This window comes from Nostoc sp. (assembly GCF_036917775.1).
GTDB lineage: Bacteria > Cyanobacteriota > Cyanobacteriia > Cyanobacteriales > Nostocaceae > Nostoc.
In genome coordinates this window covers 30,268-43,903 of the sequence record NZ_JBALEQ010000075.1, presented here as the reverse complement: position 1 = coordinate 43,903, position 13,636 = coordinate 30,268, and the positions used below count along the sequence as shown (strand labels likewise).

Sequence of the window (13,636 nt, the reverse complement as noted above, 5' to 3'; positions counted from 1 at the left end):
TATTACCGACTTTTCCTCATCTGAAACTATCATCAGCTGACTCGTTCTTCATCTATCTAATGGTTTGTTTTGGGTAGAGCTAAATCAAGCACCGATTTCTGGATTCGGAATTCTTCTTGAATTTCCTCCTACTGTGATTCAACAATTCGTGGGAAAAAATAACCACTACCTCTTGCTGTGATAATCAACTCTGGTAAGTTGGGGTCATCTTCTACCTTTGTCCGCAATCGGGAGATATGCACATCTACTACACGGGTGTCTAAATGAAGTCCTGGTACGCAACCCCACAATAGCTGCAACATTTCTAATCGGGAAAAAACTTTTCCAGAATTGTTGACCAACAACTCTAATAAGCTAAATTCCACACCTGTCAAGCGAATGCGTTGCTCATTTTTATAAACTTGCCGCTTATTTGTATCAATTTTGAGATTGCCCACATGGATGATCGTGGAATTAGGAGTGGTATTGATACTAGTTTTATGGAAGCATCGCCTTAGTATGCAGGCAATCCGAGCTTCTAGCTCCTTGGGGGAGAAAGGCTTTGTCATGTAGTCATCAGCACCTAACTCTAGCCCAGTAATCCTATCAGCTACGTTTCCCAAGGCTGTAAGCATAATAATTGGTACATCCGACTCTTTCCGTAATTCTTGGCATACACCGTAGCCATCGAGCTTTGGCATCATCACATCCAAAACTATTAAGTCTGGAGTGGATACACGAAAAGTTGACAAAGCTTCTTCACCATCGCTAGCTGTGACGACATCATAGCCAATCATGGAAAGACGCGTCTCTAAAATCCGACGTATGCTCGCTTCGTCGTCTACTACCAGGATTTTTCCTTTATGACCTGACAAGTTTCTCAATGCTCCTTTACAGCGAGAACTCTTAACCCTCTATTATCAGGCTTGATTGAGTCTAAAACACAAAACGGCCTTGGACTTACTCTAAAGCAGTAGTGTAAATTGCTCAAAGCATCTGTGCAAAATTATGCTAAAGCATCTGTACCAAAATAGATATTTGCACTCAATTAAGAAATTCCTCAGCAGGGGACTCGTATTTTCCATAGATTTAGTGTATCTTGTTTATTCCGTGCAATTATTGACACTCATTTTACAACTCTGTTGTCATCCGACTTTTCAGCCAATGGCTTTGATATTCAGTGAATGAAAACTTTTAATTAATAGATATGAAGATCATCAAAAAATCTGACACGCTGACCCTGAAGAAAATGATGGAAATCCAAGACGCTGAAGACCAAAATCTTCAAGCTGATACCGTCAATTTTTCACCCCCTGTGGTTGATGAGCAACCAGTAGCAATTCCAGAGCCGAGAGAACCCGACTACATTCCATTGCGCGATAATCCCATAGTCCAATCTGTTGGCAATTCCGGCTGGCAAATTTCTGATATTTGGCGGGATATCCGTGTAGATGATTTTTGTAATTTTGGATAACTGTCAACTGTGCTTGTTGAAACTGCTATCAAGCTTTTCACATATCGGTAATTTGTCAACCTCAAGACTTTAAGATAATTCCGAATTTATCTTTGATTTTGACTTGGATGGATTTGGATCTATGGGTGGTTGATTGTTTTACAATCCTTTAACCATCTTTTTAGTAAGGCTAACTGTATTTCTGGTGTAATCGCGCGGCTCAAAGCTAGCAATTATTTACGATATCCATTCAATACTGTTTTGAGACAGCTTATGGCTTGGGAATCTTGCCCGTTAAAAGACGGGCGAGATACCTATGCTATTCCAAATAAAGGAGTGCATACGTCTCCCGAATTTCAACACTAAGCATTACAACTTCCTTCTAACCGCTTATGTATGTGTAATCGATGAATGCTTTTGTGGGGGATGTAACCATATAAATTACACGAGTCAATATTATTCCTCATAGTCTTGAAGTGAAGCAAGGCTTATGCAAAACTTGAGATCCTTCGCTTCTAGCCTACTTTTAAGGAATTGATCAATGGCGCGTCTAGCCCTGCTGAGTGTATCTAACAAAACTGGTATAATTGACCTAGCCCGTAGCTTGGTTGAAGAATTTGACTTTGATTTAATCAGCAGTGGGGGAACAGCCCAAGCACTCAAAGATGCGGGACTCCCTGTCACCAAAGTTGCAGATTATACAGGTTCTCCAGAAATTTTAGGTGGCCGAGTCAAAACCCTACATCCCCGAATTCATGGTGGGATTTTAGCCCGACGAGATGTTCCCCAAGATATTACAGATTTAGAAAATAACCAAATTCGCCCGATTGATTTGGTGGTGGTGAATTTATATCCTTTTGAGGAAACGATCGCTAAACCAGGGGTGACATTATTAGAAGCTGTTGAACAAATTGATATCGGTGGCCCTGCTATGCTACGGGCATCATCGAAAAACTTCGCTCATCTGGCTGTATTATGCGATCCGGCACAGTATGACGAGTATTTAGAGGAATTGCGCCAAAATAACGGCGTAGCATCCCTAGAGTTTCGGCAAAAGGCAGCATTAAAAGGATTTTCGCATACTGCTAGCTACGATCAAGCGATCGCATCTTACCTCGCAGAAGCAGAGCAATACACCCTTAGCGGTACACAATTACAATCTCTGCGTTACGGTGAGAATCCCCATCAACCCGCCACCTGGTATCAAACTGGGACTACTCCAACGGGATGGACAGCCGCGACAAAACTCCAAGGCAAAGAACTTAGTTACAATAACTTAGTTGATTTAGAAGCCGCACGCCGAATTATTGCTGAATTCACTGATACCCCAGCCGCAACGATTATCAAACATACAAATCCTTGTGGTACAGCGCTGGGAAGTAGTATTTTCGAAGCGTATCAAAAAGCTTTTAATGCTGATTCGACTTCTGCCTTTGGTGGGATTGTCGCACTTAACCGTCCCATTGATGCGGCTACAGCTAGCGAGTTAACTAAAACATTTTTAGAATGTGTGGTTGCACCAAGTTGTGATGCGGAAGCTCAAGAAATCCTGGCTAAGAAATCTAACGTGCGGGTTTTGACTCTAGATGATTTGAGCAGTGGCCCTAAGGATACAGTGAAAGCGATCGCAGGTGGTTTCCTTGTCCAAGCTAGCGATGATGTAATTGCTGATACTAGCCAATGGCAAGTTGTGACTGAACGCCAACTCACCGACAGCGAATTAGCCGAATTACTATTTGCTTGGAAAGTTTGCAAACACGTTAAATCTAATGCCATTGTTGTTACGAGCGATCGCACTACAATAGGAGTAGGTGGTGGTCAAATGAACCGCGTCGGCTCAGTCAAAATTGCTCTAGAACAAGCTGGAGAAAAAGCCAAAGGTGCAATACTGGCCAGCGATGGATTCTTCCCCTTCGATGATTCCGTAAGAACAGCCGCAGCCGCAGGAATTACAGCCATTGTCCAACCAGGGGGAAGTCTGCGCGATAAAGATTCTATCATTGCTGCTAACGAACTGGGTTTGCTGATGGTTTTAACTGGTGTACGTCACTTTTTACACTAAATCATTGCTTATTGAGTGTGCGGTTTACAAAGTGTCACACTATATACTTTCTTTATGATTGAAGCAATGATATTATTTAATCGTGTGTGAGGAGCAAGTTAAAAGTAAAAAGCGTTTGGGGTGGAAACACGGCAACACTCCCAAGCGCTTTTTAATTTGTCAGAAATTGGATTGCTTGTGCAGTTTTGAAAATGTCACTCAATATACTTGCCATTAAATAGAAGTAGTGATATTGTTTATTTGTGTGTGAGGAGCAAGTTGAGAATAAAAAATGCCTGGGGTGGAAACACGGCAACACTCCCGGGCATTTTTTAATTTGCATATAAAAATTGGATTGTTGGTACAGTTTTAAAAGTGTCACTGACTTTAATCGCCTTTTCATTGAACCAGTGATAGTATTTAGCTGTGTGAGGAGCAAGTTAAAAATAAAGAGCGCCTGGGGTGGAAACACGGCAACACTCCCAGGCGTTTTTTAATTGGTATGTAAAAACGATTACTTGCAGATCTTCTGGAATTATTGAGATAATCAGCTACACTCTAAAATCCAGTAAACCTCACACCCAATCAGAAATTCAGGTGCAAATCAATCGGCTGACTCAACAAATTCAATTCATCATCGAAATTGATCGATTGAAGCAAGTAATGCGGCAAACCCTACTCATGGATGGGTCACGCCGAGAAAATAGTGCAGAACACTCTTGGCATTTAGCTGTAATGGCGATCGCCTTAGTAGATTATGCTCCAGAGAGTGTTGATATATTCCATGCCATCAAAATGCTGCTAATCCACGATTTGGTAGAAATTGATGCAGGTGACACCTTTTGTTACGATGTGCAGGGTAACGACAGCAAAGCAGTAAGAGAAGCACAAGCCGCATTGCGTTTATTCGGACTTTTGCCAGCAGACCAAGATAGTGAGTTGCGTTTACTCTGGGATGAGTTTGAAGCAGGAGAAACACCCACCGCCAAATTTGCCGCAGCCTTAGACCGTATACAGCCTTTGCTGCATAATCAGCAAACTCAGGGCGGAACTTGGCGTATTCATGGCATTAGCCGCAATCAGGTGATGAAACGGGTAGCACCAGTAGAAACAGGTGCGCCGGAACTGTGGCCCTTTGTTCTGCAATTGATTGATGATTGTGTGACAGCAGGATATCTTAAAGATGATGCTGCCCTAATTACTCAAGATTTTCGCGCTGAAAATTATTAGATTTTTTCTAAGCCTAAATATATAAACGTATTTATGTTGGGTTACGCTATCGCTGCACCCAACCTACAAAACTTGTACTTACGACCATGAATGATAAGTTTATCTCATCCAAAATATTTGTCCCTATTTGGTTGTTTTAGGGGTACATTGGATTGAAGTGAGAGAAAAAACAAATACTTAAAAAGTGGGTGACGAGGGATTTGAACCCGCAACCAATAGATTAAGAGTCTACTGCTCTACCGTTGAGCTAGTCACCCACACGAATAACCATGATAGCACAACTTCTGAGAATTTAGCTAGTGATACGCCCAAAAAACGAATTAAAGGGGGAATTTGATGGTGAAGGTGGTTTGACCGGCTCCACTCTCTACATAAATTGAGCCGCCTAAATGTCTGACCATTTTCTGTACTAATGCTAATTCCAGTCCAGTGCCGCTGTGTTTCCAAGGATCGTGTTTGGAAAGGTGATAAAAAGGCTCAAAAATCCGTGACAGTTCATTGCTGGTAAGCTCTAGTCCAGAATTGCTAATATTAAGCTCTACTGCATCCCCTCTTAAGTGGGTAGAGACTGTAACTGATTCACCTGCGGGGGTATATTTGCAGACATGGTTGAGTAGTTCGGTGATAATCCTCTCCATATCTGTGATATCTGTCTCTAAAGGCGGGAGTGCGCTATCGAGACTCAGTTTTAACTGTTGTCGCTGACAGTTGGTGAGGTCTCGAAAAGACTCGACAATGGGCTGAAGCCAGCTTTGTAAGTCAATGGCAATCAATGTTGGGGGTTCGGGTTCTGCTTCAAGATATGTGAGTTTGAGTAGATCGTTAATTAACTTGCTTTCTCGCGCGCACTCGTTATGCAGAATTTGCAAGAGTTGTGGAACTATTTCTATCTCTAATATTTCTGCTGGTGTTAAGACACTTTCGAGGGTTTGGACTGCAAGGCTGATGCTAGTGATTGGGGTTCGCAGTTCTTGAGAGAGATTTCGGAGAAATTGATTTTTGAGCCGATCGCAATTTTCTAATTCTTTTACCTGTGTCTGGGTTTGTTGGTAAAGTTGAGCTTGGCGAATTGCGATCGCACATTCATTGGCAATCTGCTGCACTAACTCAATTTCAAATTCATCAAATGCCTCTTGTGATGGTCTTGTTAACCAAAGATTTCCCAAAATCCCTTGAGTATCAAAAATTGGACAAGCCATCTGGGACATAACCAACAACTTTGGTTGCCATCCAGGGGCAACTTCCAAAAATTGCAAAGGTTGTTTTTGCAACAAGGGTTGATAAACTTCCAGACGGTCTGTAATCTGTCTAGTCAGTTCTTGACACTGCGGTAGGTTATTGATGCTGTACTCGTAGGCAATAGTTACCAGGGTTTGACAGGGGCTATAGAGTTCAATTTGGCAACGTTCAAGGTTCAGTAACTCTGTTAATTCCTGAGTGACAGTCTGCAACACCTGAGCTTCATCCAGACGATCGCGGATTTGTTCTGTCATCCGTCGCACCAAGGCTTCAAAGTTTCGTACCTGTTGCAACTGATTTTTGTGCTTCTGTTTTTGCAACTCTATTTCGGCTTTGAGATCCTTCAGCTGCTGACGAAGTTCTGCTTGTTGCACAGCAATGCCGATTTGAGTTGCCAGTTGTTTGAGTAAGCTAGTTTCTGCTTGCTGCCATTGACGCGATTCTTGGCAATGATGGGCAATCAATAGCCCCCACATATCTTGCTCTTGGAAAATCGGCACGACTACATTGGCTCTAATCTGCAAAGATGCCAGGAAATCTATATGGTAAGGATGCAAGCCTGCTGCATAAATATCCTCAACAACTTGAATGCAACCTTGCCCGTAGTGTTCTGGATTGCTATTAAAGCAGGGATCGATGATGTTTTTTCCCAAGAGTGAATCGCTTGCAGCAACGCTTGCAGCAACAATTACCCCACTGCCATCAGGCTGGAAGCGATAAACTAGAACGCGATCGCAATTCAAAAATTGCCGCAGTTCAATTGTTGTCTGATGCAGAATTGTCTCTAATTCTACAGATTGGTGAATTCGTCCGGCGATCGCTTCTAGCAATTGCTCCCGTTCAACCTGGAGTCCGACTGTTTCTTGGGCTTGCTTCACAGGGGTGATATTGCTACTAGTGCCAATCAGCCGATAAATTCGGGAGTTAGCATCCCTTAGTGGCGTGAGAGTCGTACTCCACCAAGTAGTAACCCCCTGGAATTGCAAACATTGTTCGTAAGAAATAGTTTTACCAAATAGCACACAATCAGCATAGTGCTGACGCACCCTCGCAGCATCGACGGGAGAGAGAATATCCTCTGGTTTTTTGCCTCGGAGATCATCTGAGCGAATGCCTATCCACCGCTCATGAGTGGGATTAAGTGCCACATACTGAAAATCTCCATCCTCTAAAACATCCACTACAAATATTGATGCCTGCACAGAATCGTACATGCTCAGTAGAAATTGTTCACTACTATTTTTCTCCTCTACTTCCGTGCCAAAGATAATTTGAGGGGGCGATAATTTTGTCAACTCCATAGTTGATTCTGCTGGATTTTTATTCATGCGAGAGTCCCTTTCTGGTATTACTGACTCTTCTAGGCGCTCTCTTATCGTTATGCTTGTAGTAGATGCACTTTAGCGCCTATAGCAAAGTATTGTCAGCTGTTGCTCATCGAAATTTAAATCTTTCTCTACTTCTGATCAGAAATCTAGGAAAGCTAATAGAAGTCAGCTTAACAAATCCTGCTTTTTGAAGGCGAAAATACATTTGCAGTTTAGGGCAAATCTAATAATTTTTTTGAACAGTTTTTCAAGATTTTTGCATATACTTAAGTACAATTATCATATTATCTCAATTAAATTTACAATTCTTAATAAAATTATTGGGCAAGGCTGGGTAATGGAAACTTATGATCGCAATTTATGAGCATTCATGCCGGTGAGGATACCAACTAGCAGCCAAGTGATAGCTAACCCCATAACTTCACCTAAGAATAATTGCGTTAAGTGGTGCAAAATCATCCCCACAGCAGAACCCACGGGGACAGCAACAGCCCAACTGACCGAAGAGACAAATATCCATCGCCACGCCACAGGCTGGGGAATTGCTAACCATTGTGTCAATCCAATTCCCAAGCCGCCAAGTGCGCCATAAATGGCTCCCGACAAGATTCTCAAAGGAAGAATTTGAGTGCTGGGTACAATCCAACCTACCGCACCAATACCGATCGCAGTGATGATACTCCAACCCAAAAGACTTGACAAAATCCACCTGATACAAAATACAGGTTCTTTGAGAAGACAACCTTGAGGAAGTGCGATCGCAAATCCGCCGATAGCTGCTTCTACCACCTCAACATCTGGCTGATCGCCAACTTCAATAAAAAGTAAACTCAATAAAAAACCGCCACAAGTAGCGAGAGTCCACAGCAGTGTAAAGCTAAATCTAGTATTTTCCGGCGCGAATGGCATTAAGGGGAATTGGGAATGGGGAATGGGAGCAGAGTAAAAAATGACAAATGACAAATGACAAATGACAATATCAAAGCTTCTTTGGTTTGAATTGTCTGACAGTTCTAGCATTAAACATCTCAAAAAAAGCTTTGCGTCGCTGTTGGGGCGATTCCGGTACAATGTAACCCCAGAGACTCTCCCAGTAGAAAAAGGATATACCATTAAAATTGCGATCGCGTACTGCTTGAACCTGTTCTCTAACTTGTGCCATTTTTACAGGATTACGCACCGTTCCCGTTGATATACCAATTTGTACAGGAATTAGACTTTGAGCCAATTTCACAGATGGTTGTTCTAATTGAGCGATAAAAGAACTTTGATCATTTCGATAAACTTGCAAAATTAACTCATTGACTAAACCTTTTTTTATCCAATTCTCCCAGTCTTGCAAATAGTATTTATAGGCAAAAGCTTGATAGTTTGGAGATAGGGATATTTTGACTTTGGGTTTCACCGCCTTCACAGCTTGATAGAGTTCTGCCATGAAATCAGTAATTTTGTCTGCTCGCCAACGCATCCATTCTGAGTTAAAAGGGTCGATGGGAGGACTTTTGCCTTTGTGTTCTTGCTGGTAAAGTTCAATCGTGAAGCGATCGTAGCCAAACTGTACAGGCATCCCAAAATGATCGTCAATCTGAATACCATCCACATCATAATCCCTAACTACTTCCAAAATTAGCCCTCGGATAAACTCTTGCACTTGCGGATGTAAGGGATTCAACCAAGCCAGCTTACTTACTAAACTATTATCAATTTCTTCTGGGGGTGCATCTTGGATAGACTTTAGACCTTCTTGTCCAATTGTTAACCAGTCGGGATAACGCCTTGCTAATTGTGAATAATGCGGTGTCATAAACCCATATTCAAACCAGGGAATGACTCTCAAATTTTTCTTTTTGGCAAGTGTCACTATCTTTGTTAAAACATCCTGTCCAGCGTGCATGAAATTGAGAAAAGGTTGAGTATCTGAACCTGTAGTCATTTCAGCTACAGCACTTTTATAAAAAGTATGTCCTCGGTTCCAAACTACAGGATAAATTGTATTAAAATTGAGGGAAGATAATTGGTTTATAGCCCGGTTAATGCCCCAAGGGACAAATAGTACACCACTAGCAACATTAGTGAGCCAAACGCCGCGAATTTCTGTAGGTAAAGGAATTATTTTTTGGGAATAAACTGGGAGTGAAGAAACTGAAGAGAATGAAAAAACTGTTAAAGTGAATACTAATCCCAAACACATTAAGTAAGAAACACAACGGCGAGCAACCCGATTCATTTGTAATCGTGACCTAGTGCGATCGGAATATATATAACTACAAAATAAAGTTGTAATCCTCCGGATGATGTAAAGAAATGATGATTAATAACTCAGAATTCAGAAGTCACAAGTCAGAATAGTTGAAAGCATACGGAGCTAGTTTCGGTTATGAATATACTTAACGATACCAAAACCTAATAAATTAGAATTCCAAACTCTAATTCTGACTCCTAACTTCTAATTCCTAACTCCTGACTCCTGTTAGCGGTAGCGGGGCGTTTAGCCCATTCTGAATTCTTTCTTCTTAAAATCTTTCCACACCTTCAAATTGCTTGACAGCAGAAGCATTTGCTGCTTCTCCACAAGTTCGTGGCGTGGGGAATATCTTTTCTGGATTTGCTAACCCTTGAGGATTGAAAACTTGTCGTACCCATTGCATAGTTTCTAAATCAACTTGGCTAAACATCTGTGGCATATAACACCTTTTCTCCGCACCGATGCCATGTTCACCAGAAATACTGCCACCAACTTGGACACAAAGCTTGAGAATTTTTCCACCCATTTCTTCTACTTGTTCCAATGCACCAGGTACAGAATTATCATAAAGAATTAATGGATGAAGATTGCCATCTCCAGCATGAAATACATTAGCAACACGATAACCATATTGTTCACTTAATGCTTCAATTTCATGCAGAACATAAGGCAACTGAGTGCGGGGAATTACACCATCTTGCACATAATAATCTGGACTTAAATGCCCAGCCGCAGCAAAAGCAGCTTTACGTCCTTTCCATAATTTCAATCTGGTTTCCGGGTCATTAGCAGAAGTGACATTTCGCGCCCCATTCTTTTTACAAATTTCAGTCACTCGCTGCTTATTTCCTGCAACTTCCACTTCTAACCCATCAATTTCGATTAGCAAAATAGCAGTAGCATCGCGAGGATAACAATTTGTGGCGACAACATCTTCAACTGCATTGATGCTGAAGTTATCCATCATTTCCATACCACCAGGAATAATTCCAGCGCTGATGATATCAGAAACAGTTGCTCCGGCAGCTTCAATACTGGTAAAATCTGCCAACAGCACGCAAATTGATTCTGCACTTTTGAGAATTCGCAAAGTAATTTCTGTGGCAATTCCTAAAGTGCCTTCAGAACCAACAAACACACCTGTTAAATCATAACCAGGCATTTCGGGGATTTGTCCGCCTAAATCGACAATTTCTCCTTCTGGTGTGACAATTTTTAATCCTAAAACGTGGTTAGTGGTGACACCATATTTAAGACAATGTACGCCACCAGAGTTTTCAGCAATATTCCCCCCAATAGAGCAGATAATTTGGCTAGATGGGTCAGGAGCGTAGTAAAAACCAGCACCACTAACAGCTTGTGTTACCCAACTATTAATCACGCCTGGTTGAACAATTGTGCGCTGATTTTCCAAATCAATGCTAAGGATTTGCCGCATTAAAGAAGTGACAATCAAAACAGAGTCTTCCACTGGTAAAGCACCGCCAGATAGACCAGTACCAGAACCACGTGCGATGAAGGAGATAGAATATTGATTGCATATCTTTACCACTTGGGCAACTTGTTCTGTTGTTCTAGGCAATACCACTACCGCCGGGCGTTGGCGATAGCCAGTTAAACCATCACATTCATAAGTAATCAGTTCTTCGCGGCGTTGCACTACACCATTTTTGCCAAGGACAACCTCGAACGCTTTGATAATAGGTTTCCAGTTGTGTTGTTTTTTGTCTTGGGCCAGCATAGTTTTTAAGGTTCACTCTAATAACTTAGAGTTTAAAACAATACCCCAAGTTTTTGAGTGATTTGTCAATAGTTTTGAGCGGTTGACGACGGTTTGTTAACGAGTTTCTCCCCTATCTCAGCAAATGGACTAACATTGCCAAAGGAGTTTTACTCACTAAAGTCAAATTAATGCTCAACTGGGTGAAATCGATACCCAGATTGCAGCCCAGATAAACTTAACCAACCGCACGATTATTGCTGCACAAGCTGAATTAGATGGGACACAACGCAACTATCAAGATCAGCAAGTTAAAGCTGCGGCTGATATGACACCAGGATCGGCAATAAATACGTCATTGCCGATCCTGGTGTGGGTGTCCGTGATGTTAACCGAGAAGTGGCTGTGGGAAGCAATAAAAGCTTTCAACGGAATCTCAAGCTGCCGATCGCTCCAAAATCCAATCGAGTAAAATCGGATTGACTAACTCCGGCGCTTCATCCTGCGGACAATGCCCCACTCCCTCTAAAGGAATAAACTTTTCTACTTGCCCAAAGTTAGCTAATTCTCTCCCTAACTTAATTGGTTCCCACGGATCAGCCGTTCCCCACAAGATAATCGCCGGACACTGTAACAGTGGCAAAAGGTCTTCTGGTAATGGCCCTGTAGAATAAGAAGTAAAAGCAAGAAAAACAGCCCCAGCCCCTGGATCACTTGCTGGTGAAGTGAGAATATCTACCAACTCATCTGTCACCATCTCAGCATTTGCATAAGCTTGTAGTAGAATTTTCCGCACCGTTTTCGGTTTGGCGAGTTGATTGAAAAAGAAATCACCAACTGGTTTGATAGATAATAGGCGTTGCAGTAGAGGCGCTCCGTAACGACGAGATAAAGGTAAAGTTACCCGTTTGCGATCGTGCAACAGCCGTAAAGAACAGTTGAGCAATGCAACTCCCAAGGCAATATCTGGGTTGCTAACAGCTGCTTGCATGGCTACAATACAGCCAATAGAATTTCCAACTAAAAAAGCAGGTTCGCCGACAACTTCACGGCAAAAATCTGCTACTTGTTGTCCCCATGTTTCTAGAGTGTAAGTAATTTTTTCACCAGGTTGAGGTTTTGCAGAAGCGCCAAAACCAATCAAATCAATAGCGTAAACTCGGCAATTTTGTGCTAATACGGGAATATTTTTCCGCCAATGCCACCAAGAAGCACCAAATCCATGCACGAGGACAACAGGCGAGCCAGTGGTTCCTTGGGTTTGATAGCAGATAGGAAAATCTTGCCAAATCCAGGTTTTTGTAGAGGGAAATGCTGTTTTTGAACTTGAGGTTGTCATGGGAAATTTTAGGAATACAAAGGTAAAAGCCCGTCAGCAGCAAGGCGTAAGTAAAATTCTTTTGAATTTGAATAAAATTTATCAGATTTTCAAATAAAATCCTTTGGTCTAGTGATAACTTAGACATACACTAGAAAAGCTTCTAGGTTGATAGTTTTATCCAGCTAGAGAGTTTTCATCTTGTTGATGGAGGTAATTTCCTCACAACTTAGATTATGTCAGCATTAGGAATCATCACTTCTATAAATGTGAGTAATATTTTTGCCATTTTTTTAGATGTGAGTGAATTAGCATCAGTGCTAGATTCAGTAGATTCACAATTTACGATCGCTATTTTGGTCTATAACATTGTCAGAATATGAGGCATCGGCTAAGGGGTGGTTTGCAACTGGAAACTGACGCTGAATTCAACAACATTTTTCTTGTTCCTAGTTCTGCGAGCCAGACAATATGAATATACTAGAAACAATCGATACTCCCATCGGGAGCTATGCACCCGATTTTGAACTGCCAGGAATTGACGGTCAAGTACACCATCTTAGGCGTTATCTTGAGAAGTTCCGAGCAGTGGGCGTTATTTCCTTATGTAACCACTGTCCTTATGTAGAGTCCTATATAGGCAGGTTAAAAAACATTCAAGCCAAATTTGCCCCCAAAGGCTTCACACTAATTGGGATGAATGGTAGTGATGGTAATCACGAAACTAGGACAAGCTTTGAAAATATGAAAGCTTTTGCCCAGCGTCACTATTTGAATTTTCCTTACCTGTGGGACTCAACGCAAGATGTAACCCAAAGTTTTGGTGCTACAAAAACACCAATGGCTTTTTTAATAGATGCCAATGGTATAGTCCGCTATAAAGGTAAAATTGATAATCATCCCCAAGATGCGTCAGCAGTGGGAGAAGAATATTTAAGTACTGCGATCGCCTCTCTATTTCTTGGTCAGACAATAGATGTACCACAAACAGAACCAGTAGGTACTACATTGATTTGGCGTAACTAGACATAGATAGTCCCTGTAACTGCTATCTTAAATTGGAGGCAATTGCAACTTTTTTGA

Annotated in this window: 11 protein-coding genes, 1 tRNA gene and 1 pseudogene; 6 read left to right on the top strand and 7 right to left on the bottom strand. The window is 41.7% G+C overall.

Annotation, left to right across the window (positions count from 1 at the left end; all coding sequences use genetic code 11):
- Window positions 1-128: 128 nt before the first annotated feature.
- Window positions 129-854, bottom strand: coding sequence for a response regulator transcription factor RpaB (gene rpaB / locus V7K69_RS13490; RefSeq protein ID WP_335035244.1), 726 nt, complete (start codon window positions 852-854; stop codon window positions 129-131).
- A gap of 332 nt (window positions 855-1,186) precedes the next feature.
- Between rpaB and V7K69_RS13485 the strand changes: the two genes are divergently transcribed.
- From V7K69_RS13485 to V7K69_RS13475, 3 genes are all read left to right on the top strand, one after another.
- Window positions 1,187-1,453 (top strand): hypothetical protein, encoded by a 267-nt coding sequence (locus V7K69_RS13485; RefSeq protein ID WP_175586497.1) that lies wholly within the window; start codon window positions 1,187-1,189, stop codon window positions 1,451-1,453.
- Between the two features lie 520 nt (window positions 1,454-1,973).
- Entirely contained in the window at window positions 1,974-3,494 is a 1,521-nt protein-coding gene (gene purH, locus V7K69_RS13480) for a bifunctional phosphoribosylaminoimidazolecarboxamide formyltransferase/IMP cyclohydrolase (protein WP_335035050.1), read from the top strand.
- 576 nt (window positions 3,495-4,070) lie between these two features.
- Entirely contained in the window at window positions 4,071-4,703 is a 633-nt protein-coding gene (locus V7K69_RS13475) for an HD domain-containing protein (protein ID WP_335035242.1), read from the top strand.
- Between the two features lie 185 nt (window positions 4,704-4,888).
- Here the strand turns inward: V7K69_RS13475 and V7K69_RS13470 are convergent.
- From V7K69_RS13470 to glcD, 5 genes are all read right to left on the bottom strand, one after another.
- Window positions 4,889-4,960 (bottom strand) — tRNA-Lys (locus V7K69_RS13470).
- A gap of 63 nt (window positions 4,961-5,023) precedes the next feature.
- The gene (locus V7K69_RS13465; RefSeq protein ID WP_335035048.1) at window positions 5,024-7,270 is read right to left on the bottom strand and encodes a sensor histidine kinase; all 2,247 of its coding nucleotides are present in this window, start codon (window positions 7,268-7,270) and stop codon (window positions 5,024-5,026) included.
- A 345-nt stretch (window positions 7,271-7,615) separates the two neighbouring features.
- The gene (locus V7K69_RS13460) at window positions 7,616-8,179 is read right to left on the bottom strand and encodes a hypothetical protein (protein WP_335035046.1); all 564 of its coding nucleotides are present in this window, start codon (window positions 8,177-8,179) and stop codon (window positions 7,616-7,618) included.
- Between the two features lie 70 nt (window positions 8,180-8,249).
- Complete coding sequence (locus tag V7K69_RS13455; protein ID WP_335035044.1) at window positions 8,250-9,497, bottom strand: glycoside hydrolase family 10 protein; 1,248 nt, start codon at window positions 9,495-9,497, stop codon at window positions 8,250-8,252.
- A gap of 286 nt (window positions 9,498-9,783) precedes the next feature.
- Window positions 9,784-11,256 (bottom strand): glycolate oxidase subunit GlcD, encoded by a 1,473-nt coding sequence (gene glcD / locus V7K69_RS13450; protein ID WP_335035042.1) that lies wholly within the window; start codon window positions 11,254-11,256, stop codon window positions 9,784-9,786.
- 160 nt (window positions 11,257-11,416) lie between these two features.
- On the opposite strand from glcD, the pseudogene V7K69_RS13445 reads away from it, so the two are divergent.
- Window positions 11,417-11,581, top strand: a pseudogene (locus tag V7K69_RS13445) (HlyD family secretion protein); the annotation flags it as partial.
- A 90-nt stretch (window positions 11,582-11,671) separates the two neighbouring features.
- On the opposite strand, the gene V7K69_RS13440 reads toward V7K69_RS13445, so the two are convergent.
- Window positions 11,672-12,574 carry an alpha/beta fold hydrolase gene (locus V7K69_RS13440; protein WP_335035039.1) on the bottom strand — a complete coding sequence of 301 codons (903 nt, stop codon included), beginning with the start codon at window positions 12,572-12,574 and terminating at the stop codon, window positions 11,672-11,674.
- A 215-nt stretch (window positions 12,575-12,789) separates the two neighbouring features.
- On the opposite strand from V7K69_RS13440, the gene V7K69_RS13435 reads away from it, so the two are divergent.
- The gene (locus tag V7K69_RS13435; protein ID WP_159402495.1) at window positions 12,790-12,936 is read left to right on the top strand and encodes a hypothetical protein; all 147 of its coding nucleotides are present in this window, start codon (window positions 12,790-12,792) and stop codon (window positions 12,934-12,936) included.
- 88 nt (window positions 12,937-13,024) lie between these two features.
- Window positions 13,025-13,579 carry a thioredoxin family protein gene (locus tag V7K69_RS13430; protein WP_335035036.1) on the top strand — a complete coding sequence of 185 codons (555 nt, stop codon included), beginning with the start codon at window positions 13,025-13,027 and terminating at the stop codon, window positions 13,577-13,579.
- Window positions 13,580-13,636 lie beyond the last annotated feature (57 nt).